Source organism: Methylobacterium sp. CM6244 (assembly GCF_054817885.1).
The window spans coordinates 3,759,811-3,777,649 of sequence record NZ_CM139247.1 but is presented as its reverse complement, the minus strand read 5'-3'; the positions used below and the strand labels follow the sequence as shown (position 1 = coordinate 3,777,649).

Genomic DNA, 17,839 nt, shown 5'->3' with positions numbered 1-17,839 from the left:
TCAGCGCTCCACCCTGGTCACGCGGCGATTGTAGAGGTTCATCAGGAAGGCCGTGGCGAGGCTGAGCGTGAGGTAGACCGCCATGGTGATCGCCACCACCTCCACCGCCTGGTTGGTCTGGTTGAGCACGGTGCCCATGAAGACGTGGACGAGGTCGGGATAGCCGATCAGCACCGCCAGCGACGAGTTCTTGGTGACGTTGAGATACTGGCTGGTGAGCGGCGGCACGATCGCCCGCATCGCCTGCGGGACCACCACGAGACGCAAGCTCTGGCCCCGGTTCAATCCCAGGGCGGAGGCCGCCTCCCCCTGCCCCCGCGCCACGCTGGAGAGGCCGGCCCGCACGATCTCGGCGATGAAGGCGGCGGTATAGGTGGAGAGCCCGAGGACCAGGGCGGCGAATTCCGGCAGGATCGGTAACCCGCCCTCGACATCGTAGGGGCCGCGCGCCGGCCAATCGACCGCGACCGGATGGCCGGCCAGCGCCAGCCCGATCCAGGCGAGACCCGGCAGGAGGATCGTGAGGGCGAGCCCCGGCAGCCAGGCCCGGACCGGAGGCAGGCCGGTCTCGGCTGCGCGGCGCGCCCGCCGTCGCAGGAGCGACAGGGCGGCAATGCCGGCGAGGAAAGCGATCGGCACCAGCCAGGCGGCGCCTGAGAATTCGGGGCTCGGCAGAACGAGACCACGCTGCGAGACGAAGGCGCCCCCCAGGCTCGCGGGAGCCTCGGCCGAGGGCAGGGCCACCCGCACGGCCACGTACCAGACGAGGAGTTGCAGCAGCAGCGGCACGTTGCGGACCGCCTCCACATAGGCGGAGGCCAGCCCGCGCGCGAGGAGGTTCGGCGACAGCCGGGCGATGCCCACCACGAAGCCGATCAGCGTGGCGAGGACGATGCCCAGCGCCGCGGCGAGCAGCGTGTTGCAGAGCCCGACGAAGAACGCATCGAGATAGGTCGAGGTCGCCGCCGCGTAGGGGATCAGCCGCTGGCTGATGTCGAACCCGGCATTGCGCGACAGGAAGCCGAACCCGGCGACGATGCCCTGTTTCGCGAGCTTCTGCGCGGCATTGCCGGCAGCGAGATAGACGAGGCCGGCGACGGCGAGCGCCAGGAGGATCTGGAGCGCGAGGGCACGCAGGGAGGTCTTTCGGGATTCAAGCATGGAGCCGCCCCCCGTTGAACGAGGAAACCGCGCGCCATCCCCTCTCCCCGCTGGGCGGGGAGAGGGCCGCGGGGACCTCGTCGTCCCTGCGGCAAGCGAAGGCGTCAGCCGCAGCGAGGGTGAGGGGGAGCCCCCGGAAGAGGCTCGTCCGAAGCCCCCCCCTCACCCTCGGCTGCCGCCTCGTTTCGGCCCCTGCGAGGGGGCCGAAACCCTCTCCCCGCAAGCGGGGAGAGGAGGACTGCTTCACGCCCCTCACCGGATCGGAGGCCCGTATTGCAGGCCGCCCTGGTTCCAGAGGCCATTCAGGCCGCGCGGGATCTTCAGCGGTGTCTGCGCGCCGACATTGCGCTCGAAGGAATCGCCGTAATTGCCCACATGGCGGACGATCCGGTAGGCCCAATCGGTGGTGAGACCGAGGCCCTCGCCGTATTTGCCCTCGAGGCCGAGAATGCGCTTCGCGTCGGGGCTGAGCGCCGATCGGCGCATCTCCTCGACATTGGCCTGACCGATCCCCGCCTCCTCGGCGTCGATCATGGCGTAATGGGTCCAGGCGACGAGATCGCGCCACTGATCGTCGCCCTGACGCACGCCGGGGGCGAACGGCTCCTTCGAGATCGCCTCGTCGAGGATGACGTGCTCGTCCGGATGCGCCGTCTTCAGGCGCTCGCCGTAGAGGGAGGATTTGTCGGTGGAATAGGCGTCGCAGCGGCCGGATTCGTAGGCGCCCAGCGTCTGCTCGCTATTGGCGAAGGTGACGACCTTGTAGGTCAGCCCCCGCGTGCGGAACCAATCGGCGAGGTTGAGCTCGGTGGTGGTGCCCTGCTGCAGGCAGATCGTCGCCCGGTCGAGCTGTTTCACCGACGTGATGGCGAGGGACTTTCGCACCAGGAACCCCTGCCCGTCATAGAAGGTGATGACCGGAAAGTTCATGGCGGCGGTGTCGCGGGACAGGGTCCAGGTGGTGTTGCGCGACAGGACGTCGATCTCGCCCGATTGCAGGGCGGTGAAGCGCGCGGCCGAGGATTGCGGGATGAACCGCACCTTGGCCGGATCGTCGAAGATCGCCGCCGCCAGCGCCCGGCAGAAATCCACGTCGAGCCCGCGCCACTGGCCCTGGCTGTCCGGAATGCTGAACCCCGCGACCCCGCCGCTGACGCCGCAGACGAGATGCCCCCGCGCCTTGACCTGAGCGAGGGTGCCTTGGGCGGAACCGTTCTGGGCGAGGGCGGGAGTAAGGCAGAACAGCATGATCCCCCCGACCCAAAACCTCATCCTGAGGTGCTGCGAAGCGGCCTCGAAGGAGGCCTCCAGCCAGCATCGCGCGATCTGGAGGCCTCCTTCGAGGCCGCCGCTGCGCGGCGTCACCTCAGGATGAGGTGAACGGGTCGGATGAGGCGTCGACGATGCCGGGAGACCGTTGATCATACCCGCGCATTGCAAAGGATCGGCAGGCCCGGTCAAGGGCTTCCGCTTGACGCCATTGCACAGGCGAGGCTGAGGTTGCGGCGCAACCGCCCTCCCCGCATACGGGTTTCCATGTCGAACACCCCTCCCCGCGATCCCGCCCGCTTCGGCCCGGCCACACGCCTCGTCCATGCGGGGCGCGATCCGTCCGCGCAGCATGGCTTCGTCAACACGCCGATCTATCGCGGCTCGACGGTGCTGTTCCCGACCTATGACGACCTGCAGCACCGGCGCGGGCGCTATGATTACGGCACCAGCGGCTCGCCGACGATGGATTCGCTCACCCAGGCCTGGAGCGAGCTCGCCGGGGCGGCGGGTACGGTGCTGACACCCTCGGGCCTGGCCGCCCTCACGGTCGCCCTGATGAGCGTGGTGAGCGCGGGCGACCATCTCCTCGTCACCGACAGTGCCTACCGCCCCACCCGCATCTTCTGCGACGGCGTGCTGAAGCGCTTCGGCGTGGAGGTGACCTATTACGATCCCCTCGTCGGCGCCGGCATCGGCGCTCTGATGCAAACGAACACCAAGGCGGTGCTGGTGGAGGCGCCGGGCTCGCAGAGCTTCGAGATGCAGGACGTGCCGGCCATCGCGGAGGTCGCCCATGCGCATGGCGCTGCCGTCATCATGGACAATACCTGGGCGACGCCGCTGTTCTTCCCGCCGCATGAGCGGGGCGTCGACATCGCCGTGGAGGCGGGAACCAAATATCTCAGCGGCGGCTCGGACCTGCTCCTCGGCCTCACCTCGGCCAACGAACGATACTGGCCGGCGCTCCACCGCACCTTCGAGCATTTCGCCATGTGCGCCGGGCCGGAGGATGCGTTCCTGGCGCTGCGCGGCCTGCGCACCATGAACCTGCGCCTGCGCGAGCACGAGCGCCAGGGCCTCGCCATGGCGCGCTGGCTGCAGGCGCGGCCGGAAGTGCTGCGGGTGCTCCATCCGGCCCTGCCGGAGGATCCCGGCCACGCCATCTGGAAGCGGGACTTCTCCGGGTCGTCCGGCCTGTTCGGCGTGGTCCTCAAACCGGCGCCGGCGAACGCCGTGGCGGCGATGCTCGACGGGCTCGAATTGTTCGGGATGGGCTTTTCCTGGGGCGGCTTCGAGAGCCTCGTCATCCCGTTCGATTGCCGGACCTACCGCACCGCCACGCGCTGGGAGCCGGGCGGACCGGGTTTGCGCTTCCATATCGGCCTCGAGGAGATTTCGGATTTGCAGGCCGATCTCGATGCCGGGTTTTCGCGGTTACGCGCAGCGATGTGAGGCGCTCTTCGTAAGACACGGCGCACCGTCATCCCGGGTCGCCAAAGGCGAGCCCGGGATCCAGAGCCGCTGCCGGTGCATCGCCTTGCGCTGTCGTCGCTTCTGGATTCCGGGCTCCGCTACGCGGCCCCGGAATGACGGCGGATGACGATCGTGAGGGGGTTTCCAAAACAGAAAAAGGGGCTTTCACGGCGCCAGCCAGGTCCCCGCCCAGCCGTCGCCGTCCCGCTTCCAGGCGGCGCGCCGGTGTCCCCGCCGGTCGAGGAACAGGAATTCGAGCCGGGTGGCGCTCACCTGAACCGCGCAGAAATTCGGCCGGCCGAGTGCGATGGCCGCGTCGGTCTCCGGCAGGGAATAGCCCTCGCCCGAGGCGAGTTCGGTGCCGGGCCCCGGTGCCACGCCGTAGCAGACCCGGCTCATCGCCATCGATCCGTCCCAGGCGGCATCCGCCAGGGCATCGTCGGTATGGAGCGTGGCCGGGCCCGAGACCCGGATCTGGACCTTGCTCGCCGAATCGTAACCGTGCAGCGCGGCCCGGCCGGAGGCGGCGATCTCGGCGGCCTTACGGGACCGGCGGTCGCAATGGAAGCGCAGGATCCCGGTCCGCCGGTCGGCCTCGCGCAGGACGATGGTGCGGACCTGCGGGCAGCCGTCGGAATCCACCGTGGCGAGGGCCGGCATGTGGAAGGCGTTGCGGCGCAGCCTCGGCCCGTCCTCCAGAAGCTGCCAGAGATGCGCCAGGCTGGCGTCGAGATCGTCGAAGAAATCCGGCAGCGGAATCGTCGGGGGAGTCATGCCGAGAACGTCACGGAACGGGATCCGCCCCGGACTTCCGGCGCTTTTCCTTCAGGATCAGCGCGACGTTGCGGAGATAGATGCCCGTCGAGAGGGCCTGTCCGAAGATGATGACCGGCTCGCGCCGCACCAGCCCGTAGACCAGGGTCATCAGCCCGCCCGCGATGGAGAGGAACCAGAACGAGAGCGGCATGACGCTGCGGCCAGCCTTCTCGCTCGCCAGCCATTGCAGGATGAAGCGGGCACCGAACACGACCTGGGCCAGGATGCCGAAGACGAGCCAGCCGTCGAACTTGGTGACGAAGATGTCGTAGGCGTAGCCGCTCAGGTCTTCCGAAAGCTGCATCAGCATGGGTTCAGGCCTCCCCACCGGTCACGAGAGCGCCCTGCGCCGAAGTGGATGCCGGTTCGGCGAAAAAAGAGCTTGGCACGACAAAGGTCTAGATCTCCACCGCCTCGGGCGAGGGCCGCTTGCGGCGGATCAGCCACCACACCCCCGCGAGATCGAGGAGGCCCACCCAGAGCCGGTCGAACAGGCCGTAATTGGAACGCCCGGTGAAGCGCGGCCGGTCGACCACGTCGGCATGGACCACGCGGTAGCCCTCGCGGGCGACGAGGGCCGGCATGAAGCGGTGCAGCGCATCGAAATAGGGCAGCGCCCGGTAGACCTCGCGCCGGAACACCTTCATGCCGCAGCCGGTATCGCGGGTGTCGTCCTTGAGGATGCGGCCGCGCACGCCGTTGGCGATGCGCGATTGGAGGGTCTTCAGGCGCCCGTCCTTGCGGCCGACGCGCTGGCCCTGGGCCAGGCCCGTGCTCCGGCCGCCCTCCTCCAACGCTGCCACCAGGGCGGGGATGAAGGCCGGATCGTTCTGGCCGTCGCCATCGAGGGTGGCAATGAGGGCGCCCCGCGCCACGGCGACGCCGCTGCGGATCGCGGCCGATTGCCCGCCGCTGCGGGCATGGCGGACCACGCGCAGCCAGGGCCGGGTACGGCGCAGATCGCCAAGGACCGCCCCGGTGGAGTCGGTGGAGCCGTCATCCACATAGATCACCTCGAACGGGACCAGGGCCGAGCAGGCGCGCTCGATCTCGGTGACGAGGCTCTCGACATTGCCGGCCTCGTTCTTCACCGGGACGACGATGGACAGGCGGGTAGAGGGGGCTGTGTCGGTTTGGGTCACGGGGTCACCGCATAGGCCGAGAGGTCGATCCGCCGGCCGCTGTTGATGTTGAAGCCGGAGACCCGGCCGACCGGGGCAGCCTTGACGGGGGTATCCTTAGCGCGTGTCTCCGCCCGCCGGAACTCGTCCAGGAACGGCTCGGTGACGAAGACGAGGCGGCAGCCGCCCCCTGCCAGGAACTCCGCCGCCTCGGCCCCGGTATTCAGCATGGCGAGGTCCGTCCCGATGAGGAAGACGAGGCTCGGCTCGCGGTAGCCGAGGCTGGCGACCTTCGGGGCGGCGCAGGGCAGCCCGTCGCGGAGGGCGGCAAGGCGCGGCGAGACCTTCAGCGCCGCGAGCACCGGCTGGGTCAGGCCGAATACCGCCGGCGAGAGCAGGGCCGAGGCCAGGATGGCGCAGGCCAGCGCCCGTTCGGGCAGGCGGCGGGCGAACAGCACGACAGCGAGGATCGCGGCGGCGCAGGAGGCCAGCAGCAGCGGCAGCCCGGCGACGGGGATCACGTGGTCGAAGGTCCAGGCCACGCCGACGAGGCCGAGGGTCAGGCCGACCGGGATCAGCACCACCAGGGCGGCCACGGCCCTGGCTCCCCGCCGGCCCGGATCGAGGGCGCCGCGCCCCACGGCCAGGAGGGTGAGGATCGCCACGGCCGGCATCAGCGGCAGGACGTAATGCGGCAGCTTGGTCGGCACCGCCTCGAACAGGATCCAGGCGGGCACGATCCAGGCGAGGAGGAACGCGATCGCATCGTCGCGCCGGTTGGCGAAGGCGAAGGGCGCGCTCAGCGCCGCGAAGGCGGCTCCCGGCCAGAAGGTAGCGAAGAACACCGCCAGATAGGTGCCGGGCGGCGCGCCGTGCTTCTCGGCGGCTCCCCCCACCTTGCCGAGCATGTCGCGACCCACCGCCTCGCCGAAGAACGCGCCGCCGCTCTTCCACGCGATGGCGACGAACCAGGGGGCGACGATGGCCAGGGTCAGCCCGAGGCCGAGGCCGGGACGCAGGTCCATGAGCCAGCGGCCGGACCGCTCCTTCAGCGACAGCGCGAGCGCGGCGAGCCCGACGAAGAGCGGCACCATCGGCCCCTTGATCAGGATGCCGATCGCCATGGCCAGCCAGAACACCAGCACGGTCGTGAGATCGGGCCGGCCCCGCATCCGTCTGGGCGTGATCCGGCCGAGCCAGACCCGCGCCAGCGCGCCCATCGCGGCGACCGAGCAGGCGGTGAGGAGGGCGTCCGTCTTGGCGAGGCGCGCCTCCGCCGAGATCATGATGCAGGCCGAGAACAGGGCGGCGGCGACGAGCGCGCCCCGGCGCGACAGGAAGGCGAGGGCCGCCCAATAGGTGAACAGGCTCGCCAGCAGCGCGCCGATCAGCGAGGGCACGCGGTAGAGCGCGATGGTGGTGCGGGCGCGGTCGACCCCCAGGGCCTCGGCCCCCTTCACCACCGCGGCCTGCACCCAGTAGATCCCCACCGGCTTCTTGTGGCGCGCCTCGCCCTGGAAGCGGATGTCGACGATGTCGCCGGTCTCGATCATCTGCTTCGAGGCCTGGGCGAAGCGCGGCTCGTCGCGGTCCATCGGCTGGAGCGAGACGAAGCCCGGCAGGAAACAGACGAGGCAGAGAGCCAGGAGCAGGGCGCAGGCGCGGGCATGGCTCGCCGAGGCCGCCTCGATCAGCCTGTCGAGGGCGCCCGCTTCGGCGCCGGGCGGGACGGCATGTCCGGCATCGGCGGTTCTCATGAGACGGAACGCAGTGGGGCGGACATGGGGCGGCTCCGGGCCGACGGGCAGCCCTTGACGATCGGTCGATGCCGCGACGGGCGGCGGTGTCGATGATGCGGCCGGGAAAGTCAAATTCGCCCACATCGGAGGAGCGCTGCCAGGATCACGCAAAAGCAGCGAAACGACGGCGGTAATCGCCGGGCGTCGTCGCGATCCGGCGCAGGAAGACCCGGCGCAGGGTCTCCTCCGCGCCGAAACCACAGCGTTCGGCGATGCGCTTCAGCGGCAGGTCGGTCTCCTCCAGCAGCCGGCGGGCGGCCTCGAAACGGATGCCCTCCATCGCCTCGGCCGGGCTGCGGCCCGTCGCGGCGCGGTAATGTCGGGCGAAACTGCGCGGGCTCATCCCGGCCCGGTCGGCCAAGGCGGGAATCGTCAGATCGGCGGCGAGGTTCTCGCCGATCCAGGCATGGAGGCGGCCGAACCGATCGTCGCCGCCCTGGAGCGAAAGGGCGGCGCTGAACTGGGCCTGCCCGCCGGGGCGCTTGAGGAACACGACGAGGTGCCGCGCCACGGCCAGGGACGTCTCCCGCCCGAGATCGGCCTCCACCAGGGCCAGGGCGAGATCGATGCCGGCGGTGACCCCGGCCGAGGTCCAGAGCGCGCCGTCGCGGATGAAGATCGGGTCGGCCTCGACCCTTGCCGCCGGATAGAGAGCCCGCAGGGCGTCGCAACGGGTCCAGTGGGTGACCACGCGGCGGCCGTCGAGGAGGCCCGCCGCCCCGAGGAGGAAGGCCCCGGTGCAGACCGAGGCGACGCGACGCGACCGGGCGGCCCGCTCGCTCAGCCAGCCCCGAAGCTCGGCATTGTCGATCTGGGCCTGGACCCCTCGCCCGCCGGCGACGATCAGCGTGTCGATGGAGGCGGAATCCGGGACCAGACCCTCGGCGGTCAGTACGAGACCCGAGGAGGTGGCGACGGAGCCGGCACGCTCGGCGACGACGCCGACGCGATAAGGGGATGGCCGGCCGGCGTCGACGAAAAGGTCGTTGGCGGTGGCGAAGACCTGGAGCGGACCGGCGACATCGAGGAGCTGCACCCCGGGATAGGCCAGGATCGCCACGGTGATGATCGCCCCGGCGAGGGGCGGCTCCAGAAGCGGGTGGTTTGGCAGGATACGAGGGGTTTTGGTCATGTCGGCCGGCAGCCTGCGCCGGTATCGTCGGTCCTGTCCAGCCGCGGCCTTTCCGTCGCCGCCCCCTCCCGGAGACCCCTGCCATGCCCCAGACCAAGATCCGCTTCGAGATCGGCCTCCTGACCTTCGAGGGCGTGCAGCAGCTCGACCTCACCGCACCCTATGAGGTCTTCGCCTCGCTGCCCGGCGCGCGCGTCCACCTCGTCGGCCTCGACCGCGCCACCGTGGTCAGCGCCACCGGGTTGCCGCTGACGCCCACGACGGATCTTACCGCCTGCCCGCCCCTCGACCTCCTGTGCATTCCGGGCGGGATCGGCGTGAACGCCCTGATGACGCACGCGCCCGTGCTCGATTTCGTGCGCGCCCAAGCCGAGCGGCCGATCCTCGTCACCTCGGTCTGCACCGGCGCCCTCATTCTCGGGGCGGCAGGGCTGCTGAGGGGAAAGCGCGCGACGACCCATTGGGGCGCCCTCGACCTCTTGGCGGCCTTCGGGGCGATTCCCGTCGACGAGCGGATCGTGCGCGACGGACGGATCATCACCGGGGGCGGCGTCACCGCCGGCCTCGATTTCGCCCTCGCGGCGGTGGCCGAGCTCGCGGGCCGGACGGAAGCCGAGACGATCCAGCTGGCCCTCGAATACGCGCCGGCCCCGCCCTTCTCGGCGGGCCATCCCGGCACGGCCTCGCCGGAGGTGGTCGCGGCCGCCGGCGCGCGATTCGCCGCCTCGCGCGCCGCCCGCGAAACGATCATCGCGGGGATCACCCGGAACGGGGGGTTCTGAGCCTCATGCGTCGTCAGGCCCGGCGGCGAGGGCATAGACCGCGTCGCCAAGGCGCTGGAACGGACCGTCGGGTCCCGAGCGCTTCCAAAGCCGGGTGTTGAGGGCCGCCACCGGGTCGATGCCGGGGACCGACAGGCCGCGCAGGGTCAGGCCCTCCAGGATCTCGGCGGCATGGAGGGGCCGGCCCGCCTCCTCGAGGATCTCGGAAGCCGCCTCCATGAGGAGACGGCCCTCGCGCCGGGCCTGCGACCGGTCGCCGCCGGATTCGCCCGCAGGCTCCTCGCTTGCCGAATCCGGCGACGGGGCGACCGGGGCCGGATCCCGCCGCTCATCCCCTGCCCCTCGGGCGGGCACGGATATCCGGCGGCCGATATCGAGGAAGAGCGTGAGGTCGGCGATGGCCCGCTCGATCCGGGAGCGTTCACGATAAAGGTCGGAGAGGCGCGCCTCGGCCTCGGCTTCCGTCAGGAACATGGTGGCACCTCTGGAATATTCCAACTGTGGAATATCTAGCAGAAGGCGTACCGGAATGGAATATTCCTCAGCCCGCGAGGGCGCGCCGTGCCGCACCGGCCTTGGATGCGCCCGCCTTCGCCCCGCCGAGCCTGGGCGGCACCAGCAGGGCGCTCGGATGGGCGGGCTGGAGCATCATGCCGGCCTCGTCGAGGGAGACGGGCAGTTTCGGGAAGACCTCCTGCATATGGGCGAGATCGGCCTTGAACGCCTGCCGGAAGCTGCGGATGCTGGCATTGTCGGCACCGAACTGGCTGTGCAGGTTGGCCCAGGTCAGCCGCAGCGGGCGCTGCAGGACGCGCAGGCGGTAGCCGAGCCAGAACAGGAGATCGAGCTTGCGGGCCGAGCCGGCGAAGGCGCGGGCGGCGCGGATATCCACCGGCAGAGCGTGCTGGATCAAGTTGTCGTAGAAATCCTGGTGGAACTGGACGGTCTTCGACCAGACCTGCCCCTCCCCCGATCCGTGCGAGAGCCAGAGGTCGAGCTGGCGGAAGGGCGGCACGTTGAGGGTGCTGGCCTTGTCGCTGCCGTCCCAGAGGCCGATCTGCAGGGTGCAGGCGGCGAGCCGGTTGAGCTGTTCCTTGAACTGACGGATCGTGCCGCGCTCGCCGCCTGTGACGGAAAATCCCATCTCCTTCATGAAGCCCGACAGGCTGTCCGCCACCGTGATGGTGGGGCTGCGCTGGCGCACCGCCTCGGTGCAGAGATGCAGCAGGACGAGGCGGGCCTTGGGGCCGTAGGGCAGGCCCTGGAACTCCATCTCGCCATTGACCGGGTTCTTGAGGCGGCCGGCCAGCAGGCTGAGGGAATTGCGGCCGTATTCCCGGAAGAACTCGCGGGCATCGCCCGGATCGCGATAGGGCAGGCCGCACAGGGCCAGCACGCTGTGGATGTGCTGCAGGTTCTCCGGCAGGGTCGGTTCGTTCTCGATGACCTCGCGCACCATGTCGCGCCGGCGCCGGTCGCGGGGCATGGCGCCGCGCATGTCGGCGGCCTCGCGCAGGCTCGCCGCCTCGGCGTCGCGGGCACGCTGCCGATGGAGGATATGCTCGACGATGCTTCCGAACAGGAAGCTGCCGCGGCCGGCCTCGACCTCCTCCAGGAAGTCGGGATCACGGATCTGGGCGAGCTTCTCCTCGATCCCCATGGCTGTCATCGATACCGGCGGCTCTGGTCACTGAACTCCCGCCATCGCACGATTTCGAGGCCAGGAGTCGCCGGGGCCGGATCTTATCCCGACAATCCACGGAGTCGGCCCAAGGGCTCGGCCACGGAACCGCGCCGCCGGGGGATGGGCCGCATCCGTGCGGCGATCCCGTCGCCGGAAGAGACCGCACCTCAAGCCCTTCCGAGGTCTACGCAGAGTTCGATACGGGCCGGAATTCCGTTCTATCCCCATACTTCACCGGCAAACCCCGTTCTCCCCGCAGAATTCCATACGGATCGGCGCAGAATCCCATACGGACCGGGGCCGCGACAGCGCAGAATCCGATACGCAGCCACGCAGAGTTCGATACGTCCGCGCGCAGAGTTCGATACGCGAAAGGGTCTCAAACTACGGGGAAACCACGCGAATTCGCCGCTCCATATAACTTGCTGAACTGACTCTCTAAAAAGAAGTCACTGATATCTTTCCTAAGGGGTCTGCGGGTCGTTCGCTTTAGCGGACGGCACGGTTTTTTGATCGATATCTTGGAATTTCCAGAATTCCTCCTCTCCCGGTCCACAGGTACGGCACAGACGAGGGTGGATCGTGCCTCCTGCGACACCGGCTTGAGAGGACGCCACCGGTTGGCCTAACCGTGGCCTAGAGCGCTCTCCGCCGAAGTGGATGCCGGTTCGGCGAATAACAGCGCGGCACAACAAAGGCCTAGAGGTGTGCCCCGACCCAACGTGGTCGGGCGCAGCTCTAGCTCGGACCTACGCCCTTCCCCCTTCCTGACTTTCTCCAGCATGGTGAACCCGTGACATCCGAAGCCCCGATCGAGACCCTGCTGCGATTGATGGCGGCCTTGCGCGATCCCGAACGGGGCTGCGCCTGGGACCAGGTCCAGACCCTCGAAACCCTTGCGCCTTACACGCTGGAGGAAGCCTACGAGGTGGTGGACGCCATCGAACGCGGCGATCTCGCCGATCTCCAGGGGGAACTCGGCGACCTCCTGCTTCAAGTCGTGTTCCAGGCGCGGGTCGCCGAGGAGGCCGGGAGCTTCGCCTTCGACGACGTGGTCCGGACGATCTGCGCCAAGCTGATCCGGCGGCATCCGCATGTGTTCGAGGCGGATGGGTCGTTGCTGGCGGACGGTCCCGAGCGCCTGAACCTCGCGCAGCTCGACGCCAACTGGAATGCGGCGAAAGCGGCGGAACGGTCGGAGAAGACGGGGCTGTCCGAACAGGCCGGGGGCGACCTCCTCGGCTCCGTCGCCAAGGCCCTGCCCGCCCTCACCCGCGCCGAGAAGATCAGCCGCAACGCGGCGCTTCACGGATTCGACTGGCCGGACGCGGCCTCGGTCGTCGCCAAAATCCGCGAGGAGGTGGACGAGGTGGCCGACGCGCTCGGGCGGAACGACCCGGATCACCTCGCCGAGGAGATCGGCGACCTGCTCTTCGCGGTGGTGAATCTCGCCCGGCATTCCGGAATAGATCCGGAATATTCCTTGAAAAGAGGGAATATAAAGTTCGAGCGGCGCTTCCACGCCATGGCGGCTTTGATCGCGGAGGATGGGGCGAGCCTGGACGAGGCCGATCTTCCCGCCATGGAGGCGGCCTGGCAGCGGGTGAAGCGTTCGGAAGCGTGATCGCTCGCTGTGGTCCGTTCGGCCGCCCGCGCTCTATCGCCGCCCGAACGGCCAATCGACGATCCGCGTGGCGTGGAGCGCCCACCAGACCAGAACCGGCTGCAGGGCGAGGCGGGGCCCGTGATACCACCAGCTGTCGGGCAGGCCGGGAACGGAGATCCCCTCGACCGCGTGCTTGATATTGGCCGGAAACACGCAGATCGCGTAGGCGGCCAGGGCGTAGCCGGCAGCGCGGCGGGTGCGCGCGACGAACAGGCCCGCCACGCAGGCGAGTTCGTAGAGACCCGTCAGGATGACGACCTGCCTCGGCCAGGGCACCCAATCGGGCATGATCGGCAGGAACCTGTCGGCGGCCGCGAGGTGGAGGAGGCCGATGCCGCCATAGAGCGCGGCGAGGCCGAGCCGCGAGAGCAGGCGGCTGTGCGTTGGGGCCTCCGGCGTGGTGATCTCCGGCCTCACGCCACCTCCGGCGCGACGCCGCATTCCTCGGCGATGAGGCGGCGGAGCGCGTGGCTCAACGCGGCGACGGTCTCGTGCCCGCCGGGGAACGCCGTCGTCCCGATCGCCGTAACAGGGGAGAGGCCCCGCAGGGAATTCGTCATGACCACCGCCTCGGCGGCCAGGACCTCCTCGAGGGCGAGGGAGCGTTCCGTGGTCCCGATGCCGAGGGAGCGCGCCAAGCCGAGAACCTGCGCGCGGACGATGCCGGGTAGTACGCCGTCCGACAGGGGCGGGGTGACGAGGCGCCCGTCCAGGATCGCGAACAGGTTGCCGGTCCCGGCGCAGGCGAGGTGGCCTTTGGTGTTGAGGAACAGGGCCTCGTCGAAGCCCCGCGTCCTCGCCTCCCGGGCGGCGAGGATGGCGTCGAGATAGCCCAGCGTCTTGATCCTCGCGGTCGGCGAGGTCTCGTTGCGGCGGATCGTGCTCGGATGCAGCGAGACCGGCGCGAAACCCGACCCCGCCCGGCGCGGCGTGGCGGCGATCCACCAGACCGGCCGGGCCGGCTCCGGCGGGGCGAGACCGCGCGGGCCGGAGCCGCGGGTGATCGTGGTGCGGAGCGCGCCGTCGCCGATGGCAGCGGCGACGCGGCGCATCGCCTCCCCCACTGCCTCCCGGTCGATGGAAAAGCCCAGATCGTCGGCCGAGGCGGCGAGCCGGGCGAGATGCGCCTCCCGGAAGGCGAGGCGGCCGCCGAGGCAGAGGGCCGTGTCGAAGAGGCCGTCCCCGAGGGTCAGGCCCCGGTCGGCGAGGTCGAAACCGTGACGGCTGCCCTCGCGGAGGGCACCGTCAAACCACAGCATCGCGGCTCTCCCGCCACCGGCGCGCCAGATCGAGGAAGTTGCCGAACACCGCGTGGCCGTTCTCGGTCAGCACCGATTCCGGGTGGAACTGCACGCCCATCGTCGGGTGGCGCCGGTGCGACAGGGCCATCACCTCGCCCTCCCCCGACACGGCGTCGACGACGAGGGATTCGTCCATGCCCGGCTGCGGCGTGACGATGAGGGAATGGTAGCGGCCCACCTGCATCGGGTCGGGCAGGCCCGCGAACAGGCCGGACCCGTCATGCCGGATCGCCGTCGCCTGGCCGTGGAGCGGCCGCGCCGCCCGCTCGACCCTTCCGCCGAAGGCCGCGCCGATGGCCTGGTGGCCGAGGCAGACGCCGAGGATCGGGATCTCGCCGGACAGGGCCTCGATGGCGGGTAGGGTCACGCCGGCCTCGTTGGGGGTGCAGGGGCCGGGGGAGAGGATCAGCGCCTCGGGGGCGAGTGCGCGGATGCCGGCGACGTCGACGGCGTCGTTGCGCAGCACCTTCACCTCCTGGCCGAGCTCCTCCACGTAGCGCACCACGTTGAAGACGAAGGAATCGTAATTGTCGACGACGAGGATCATGACGCCTCGCCCTCGTTCCGGTCGGTCTCGAAGGCGGCGAAGACCCGCGCCGCCTTGGTCAGGGTCTCCTCGTATTCGGCGGCAGGGTCGGAGAGGAGCGTCACCCCTCCCCCGGCCTGGAGCACGGCGCGGGCCTCGTCCATGAACACGGTTCGGATGGCGATGGAGGTGTCGAGCGACCCGTCGAAACCGATGGCGCCGATGGCGCCGCAATAGAGCTCGCGGGCATCGCCCTCGATCTCGGTGATGATGTCCATGGCGCGCAGTTTCGGGGCCCCGGTGATCGAGCCGCCGGGGAAGGTGGCGGCGATCAGGTCGATGGCGTCGAGCCCCTGGCGCAGGGTCCCGGTCACCACGGAGACGAGGTGGTGGACAGAGGCGTAGGATTCGAGCCCGCACAGGACCGGCACCTTGACGCTGTGCGGCTCGCAGATCCGCGAGAGGTCGTTGCGCAGGAGATCGACGATCATGATGTTCTCGGCCCGCTCCTTGACGTTGGCCTGGAGCGCCTCGCCCAGAGCCCGGTCCTCGGCGGGGTCCTCCACCCGGCGCACGGTGCCCTTGATCGGCCGGGTCTCCACCGCCCTGCCCTGCAGCTTCATGAAGCGCTCGGGACTGCTCGAGGCGATGGTGAGAGCGTCGAAGGACAGATAGGCGCCGAAGGTCGCCGGGTTGGTCTCGCGCAGGCGGTGATAGAGCGCGAAGGGATCGTATCCCGCCGGCAGCGCCGCCTCGAAGCGCTGGGCGATATTGGCCTGGTAGATGTCGCCGGCCCGGATGTAGTCGCGGACCGTCTCCACCGCCGCCTCGTAGGAAGCCCTGGTGAAGTTGGAGCGCCAGGCGAGGGGCGCGGCCTCTGCTCTCGTCCGGGCGCCGCCGCCGCCCGCGAGCAACTCCGCGAAACGGTCGAGCCGCGCCCGCGCCCGGTTGGCGCGGGCGGAATCCGTCAGCTCCGGAAAGCCGTTGGCGACGAGCCGGCAGGTGCGGCTGTCATGGTCGATGGAGAGGATCGTGTCGTAGAGATTGAAGGCGATGTCGTCGGTGAGGCCGGCGCGGCGGGCCGGCGGCGTCACCCGCTCCAGGCAGGCGCCGAGATCGTAAGCGAAATAGCCGATGGCCCCGCCGGGAAAGCCGAATCCCTCGTCGCCCGCCATCCGGTAGGGCGCGAGGCAGGCGCGCAGGGCCTCCAGGCCGGACCCCTCGAGCGGGCGTCCGTCGAGCGTCGCGCGGCCGTTCGCGTAGCGGAACCGCCCGAACGGATCGGCGGCCACGATCGAGACGCGCCCCAGGGTCTCGTGGCGCATGGCGCTGTCGAGGAAGGCCAGTCCCGGCAGGGACGAGAACGCCTCGGCCGCCGCGACGGGATCGATGAAGGGGATCTCGCGGGTCCACATGATGCTGTCGGACTTAAGAGCTTGACGCGGGCTGGGACACGGGCCCCTCCTGCGGCATGGTTTCCTGATGACGCGCCACAGGTGACACGGGTCGCGGTCCGACGGAAGCCGCGCGGGCTGCATGGGCCGTGGAGATTGGCGGCATGGTGCCCGGAACCGCCGCCCTCGCAACCGCGCGAGGATGGGCGTATAGGAAGGCTGCAACCCGGCACCCTCCGCCCCGAGAATCACGGCCGGTCGAGTTTTCCTCGGCCGCGACCGACGAGCGACCATGACCGTATCCGTCACCGTTCCGACCCCGGCGAAAGCCGCGCCCAAGATCTCCTTCGTCTCCCTCGGCTGCCCCAAGGCGCTGGTGGATTCCGAGCGCATCCTCACGCATCTGCGGGCGGAAGGCTATGAGCTCGCACGCCGACATGACGGGGCTGACGTCGTCATCGTCAACACCTGCGGCTTCCTCGATTCGGCCAAGGCCGAATCGCTCTCGGCCATCGGCGAGGCCATGGCCGAGAACGGCCGCGTCATCGTCACCGGTTGCATGGGCGCGCAGCCCGAGGAAATTCGCGAGAAATATCCGAACCTCCTCGCGGTGACCGGGCCCCAGGCCTACGAATCGGTGGTCGCCGCCGTGCACGAGGCGGTGCCCCCGGCCCATGACCCGTTCCTCGATCTGGTGCCGCCGCAGGGGGTGAAGCTCACCCCGCGTCATTACGCCTATCTGAAGATCTCCGAGGGCTGCAACAACCGCTGCACCTTCTGCATCATCCCGTCCTTGCGCGGCGACCTCGTCAGCAGGCCGGCGGGTGACGTGCTGCGCGAGGCCGAGAAGCTGGTGAAGGCCGGCGTCAAGGAATTGCTGGTGGTCTCGCAGGACACTAGCGCCTACGGCGTCGATATTCGATACACCACGAGCCCCTGGCGCGACCGCGAGGTGCGGGCGAAATTCTACGATCTCTCCGCCGAACTCGGCGAACTCGGCGCCTGGGTGCGGATGCACTACGTCTATCCCTACCCGCACGTGGACGACGTCATCCCGCTGATGGCCGAGGGCAAGATCCTGCCCTATCTCGACATGCCGCTCCAGCACGCCAGCCCGTCCGTGCTCAAGCGCATGCGCCGGCCGGGCAACCAGGAGAAACAGCTCGAGCGCATTCGGCGCTGGCGCGAGATCTGCCCGGACCTCGCCATCCGCTCGACCTTCATCGTCGGCTTCCCCGGCGAGACCGAGGCCGAGTTCGAGGAATTGCTGACCTGGATCCGGGAAGCCAAGCTCGAGCGCGTCGGCTGTTTCGAATACGAGCCCGTGGGCGGCGCGGTAGCCAACGGGCTCGGCGATCTCGTCCCGCCGGAACTCAAGGCCGAGCGCAAGCGCCGCTTCATGGAGGCGCAGCAGGGCGTCTCGGCCCGCCTGCAGAGGGCGCGCGTGGGCAAGCGCTTGCCGGTCATCATCGATGCCGTCGAGGGCGGTATCGCCAAGGGCCGCTCGAAATACGACGCGCCCGAGATCGACGGCAACGTCCATGTCACCTCACGCCGGCCGCTGCGGGTCGGCGACATCGTCACAGTGAAGATCGAGCGGGCCGACGCCTACGACCTCTACGGCAGCGCGGTCTGACACCGCCCACCAAGGAGCCCCACCGGCCGCGACCGGCGGGGCCTTCCTCGTTAGCCGGGGTGTACCTGACCCGTCA

General features: G+C 69.6%; 17 protein-coding genes. 4 read left to right on the top strand and 13 right to left on the bottom strand.

The genetic code is table 11. From position 1 onward, the window contains the following. Both ACYQML_RS17660 and ACYQML_RS17655 read right to left on the bottom strand, forming a co-directional pair. Entirely contained in the window at nucleotides 1-1,161 is a 1,161-nt protein-coding gene (locus ACYQML_RS17660; RefSeq protein WP_461233552.1) for an amino acid ABC transporter permease, read from the bottom strand. Between the two features lie 252 nt (nucleotides 1,162-1,413). Further along, nucleotides 1,414-2,409 (bottom strand): amino acid ABC transporter substrate-binding protein, encoded by a 996-nt coding sequence (locus tag ACYQML_RS17655; protein ID WP_207411340.1) that lies wholly within the window; start codon nucleotides 2,407-2,409, stop codon nucleotides 1,414-1,416. A gap of 288 nt (nucleotides 2,410-2,697) precedes the next feature. Between ACYQML_RS17655 and metC the strand changes: the two genes are divergently transcribed. Then, a complete protein-coding gene (metC, locus tag ACYQML_RS17650; RefSeq protein WP_207411225.1) occupies nucleotides 2,698-3,885 on the top strand; it encodes a cystathionine beta-lyase in 1,188 nt (395 codons plus the stop codon). A 186-nt stretch (nucleotides 3,886-4,071) separates the two neighbouring features. Here the strand turns inward: metC and ACYQML_RS17645 are convergent, their stop codons facing one another. The 5 genes from ACYQML_RS17645 to ACYQML_RS17625 form a co-directional block, all read right to left on the bottom strand. Next, nucleotides 4,072-4,680, bottom strand: coding sequence for a pyridoxamine 5'-phosphate oxidase family protein (locus ACYQML_RS17645; protein ID WP_461233551.1), 609 nt, complete (start codon nucleotides 4,678-4,680; stop codon nucleotides 4,072-4,074). A 10-nt stretch (nucleotides 4,681-4,690) separates the two neighbouring features. Then, a complete protein-coding gene (locus ACYQML_RS17640) occupies nucleotides 4,691-5,032 on the bottom strand; it encodes a lipid-A-disaccharide synthase N-terminal domain-containing protein (protein ID WP_056425711.1) in 342 nt (113 codons plus the stop codon). A gap of 88 nt (nucleotides 5,033-5,120) precedes the next feature. Then, nucleotides 5,121-5,864, bottom strand: coding sequence for a glycosyltransferase family 2 protein (locus ACYQML_RS17635; RefSeq protein ID WP_461223459.1), 744 nt, complete (start codon nucleotides 5,862-5,864; stop codon nucleotides 5,121-5,123). Further along, complete coding sequence (locus ACYQML_RS17630) at nucleotides 5,861-7,600, bottom strand: ArnT family glycosyltransferase (protein ID WP_461233550.1); 1,740 nt, start codon at nucleotides 7,598-7,600, stop codon at nucleotides 5,861-5,863. Before ACYQML_RS17630 ends, ACYQML_RS17635 begins: the two co-directional genes overlap by 4 nt. A 145-nt stretch (nucleotides 7,601-7,745) precedes the next feature. Next, entirely contained in the window at nucleotides 7,746-8,774 is a 1,029-nt protein-coding gene (locus tag ACYQML_RS17625) for a GlxA family transcriptional regulator (protein WP_461233549.1), read from the bottom strand. Between the two features lie 83 nt (nucleotides 8,775-8,857). On the opposite strand from ACYQML_RS17625, the gene ACYQML_RS17620 reads away from it, so the two are divergent. Beyond that, a complete protein-coding gene (locus ACYQML_RS17620; RefSeq protein ID WP_461233548.1) occupies nucleotides 8,858-9,556 on the top strand; it encodes a DJ-1/PfpI family protein in 699 nt (232 codons plus the stop codon). Nucleotides 9,557-9,559: 3 nt separating this feature from the next. On the opposite strand, the gene ACYQML_RS17615 is transcribed toward ACYQML_RS17620, so the two are convergent. Further along, a complete protein-coding gene (locus tag ACYQML_RS17615; protein ID WP_461233547.1) occupies nucleotides 9,560-10,030 on the bottom strand; it encodes a winged helix-turn-helix domain-containing protein in 471 nt (156 codons plus the stop codon). A 67-nt stretch (nucleotides 10,031-10,097) separates the two neighbouring features. Next, a complete protein-coding gene (locus tag ACYQML_RS17610; RefSeq protein ID WP_461235747.1) occupies nucleotides 10,098-11,216 on the bottom strand; it encodes a replication protein RepA in 1,119 nt (372 codons plus the stop codon). Nucleotides 11,217-12,033: 817 nt separating this feature from the next. Here ACYQML_RS17610 and mazG point away from each other — a divergent pair. Then, nucleotides 12,034-12,864, top strand: coding sequence for a nucleoside triphosphate pyrophosphohydrolase (mazG, locus tag ACYQML_RS17605; RefSeq protein ID WP_461233546.1), 831 nt, complete (start codon nucleotides 12,034-12,036; stop codon nucleotides 12,862-12,864). A gap of 33 nt (nucleotides 12,865-12,897) precedes the next feature. On the opposite strand, the gene ACYQML_RS17600 is transcribed toward mazG, so the two are convergent. Genes ACYQML_RS17600 through pabB form a run of 4 tightly spaced genes read right to left on the bottom strand, consistent with a single transcriptional unit; the run spans nucleotide 12,898 to nucleotide 16,148 of the window. Further along, nucleotides 12,898-13,347, bottom strand: a complete 450-nt coding sequence (locus ACYQML_RS17600) for a DoxX family protein (protein WP_244478068.1) — start codon at nucleotides 13,345-13,347, stop codon at nucleotides 12,898-12,900. Continuing rightward, nucleotides 13,320-14,165, bottom strand: a complete 846-nt coding sequence (locus ACYQML_RS17595; protein ID WP_461233545.1) for an aminotransferase class IV — start codon at nucleotides 14,163-14,165, stop codon at nucleotides 13,320-13,322. The genes ACYQML_RS17600 and ACYQML_RS17595 overlap by 28 nt, the downstream gene beginning before the upstream one ends. Then, nucleotides 14,152-14,754: an anthranilate synthase component II gene (locus ACYQML_RS17590; protein ID WP_056425731.1), complete on the bottom strand. Its 603-nt coding sequence runs from the start codon at nucleotides 14,752-14,754 to the stop codon at nucleotides 14,152-14,154. The genes ACYQML_RS17595 and ACYQML_RS17590 overlap by 14 nt, the downstream gene beginning before the upstream one ends. Beyond that, nucleotides 14,751-16,148, bottom strand: coding sequence for an aminodeoxychorismate synthase component I (gene pabB, locus ACYQML_RS17585; protein ID WP_461233544.1), 1,398 nt, complete (start codon nucleotides 16,146-16,148; stop codon nucleotides 14,751-14,753). The genes ACYQML_RS17590 and pabB overlap by 4 nt, the downstream gene beginning before the upstream one ends. Nucleotides 16,149-16,419: 271 nt before the next feature. Between pabB and rimO the strand changes: the two genes are divergently transcribed. Continuing rightward, nucleotides 16,420-17,763 carry a 30S ribosomal protein S12 methylthiotransferase RimO gene (rimO, locus tag ACYQML_RS17580; protein WP_461233543.1) on the top strand — a complete coding sequence of 448 codons (1,344 nt, stop codon included), beginning with the start codon at nucleotides 16,420-16,422 and terminating at the stop codon, nucleotides 17,761-17,763. Nucleotides 17,764-17,839: the final 76 nt, after the last annotated feature.

Bases quoted from the DNA above. Each gene is read 5' to 3' on its own strand.
- ACYQML_RS17655 (WP_207411340.1), bottom strand. From the start codon at position 2,409: ATGCTGTTCTGCCTTACTCCCGCCCTCGCCCAGAACGGTTCCGCCCAA.
- pabB (WP_461233544.1), bottom strand. From the start codon at position 16,148: ATGTGGACCCGCGAGATCCCCTTCATCGATCCCGTCGCGGCGGCCGAG.
- ACYQML_RS17645 (WP_461233551.1), bottom strand. From the start codon at position 4,680: ATGACTCCCCCGACGATTCCGCTGCCGGATTTCTTCGACGATCTCGAC.
- ACYQML_RS17625 (WP_461233549.1), bottom strand. From the start codon at position 8,774: ATGACCAAAACCCCTCGTATCCTGCCAAACCACCCGCTTCTGGAGCCG.
- ACYQML_RS17630 (WP_461233550.1), bottom strand. From the start codon at position 7,600: ATGAGAACCGCCGATGCCGGACATGCCGTCCCGCCCGGCGCCGAAGCG.
- ACYQML_RS17610 (WP_461235747.1), bottom strand. From the start codon at position 11,216: ATGGGGATCGAGGAGAAGCTCGCCCAGATCCGTGATCCCGACTTCCTG.
- rimO (WP_461233543.1), top strand. From the start codon at position 16,420: ATGACCGTATCCGTCACCGTTCCGACCCCGGCGAAAGCCGCGCCCAAG.
- ACYQML_RS17595 (WP_461233545.1), bottom strand. From the start codon at position 14,165: ATGCTGTGGTTTGACGGTGCCCTCCGCGAGGGCAGCCGTCACGGTTTC.
- ACYQML_RS17590 (WP_056425731.1), bottom strand. From the start codon at position 14,754: ATGATCCTCGTCGTCGACAATTACGATTCCTTCGTCTTCAACGTGGTG.
- ACYQML_RS17620 (WP_461233548.1), top strand. From the start codon at position 8,858: ATGCCCCAGACCAAGATCCGCTTCGAGATCGGCCTCCTGACCTTCGAG.
- ACYQML_RS17640 (WP_056425711.1), bottom strand. From the start codon at position 5,032: ATGCTGATGCAGCTTTCGGAAGACCTGAGCGGCTACGCCTACGACATC.
- ACYQML_RS17615 (WP_461233547.1), bottom strand. From the start codon at position 10,030: ATGTTCCTGACGGAAGCCGAGGCCGAGGCGCGCCTCTCCGACCTTTAT.
- metC (WP_207411225.1), top strand. From the start codon at position 2,698: ATGTCGAACACCCCTCCCCGCGATCCCGCCCGCTTCGGCCCGGCCACA.
- ACYQML_RS17660 (WP_461233552.1), bottom strand. From the start codon at position 1,161: ATGCTTGAATCCCGAAAGACCTCCCTGCGTGCCCTCGCGCTCCAGATC.
- ACYQML_RS17600 (WP_244478068.1), bottom strand. From the start codon at position 13,347: ATGCGGCGTCGCGCCGGAGGTGGCGTGAGGCCGGAGATCACCACGCCG.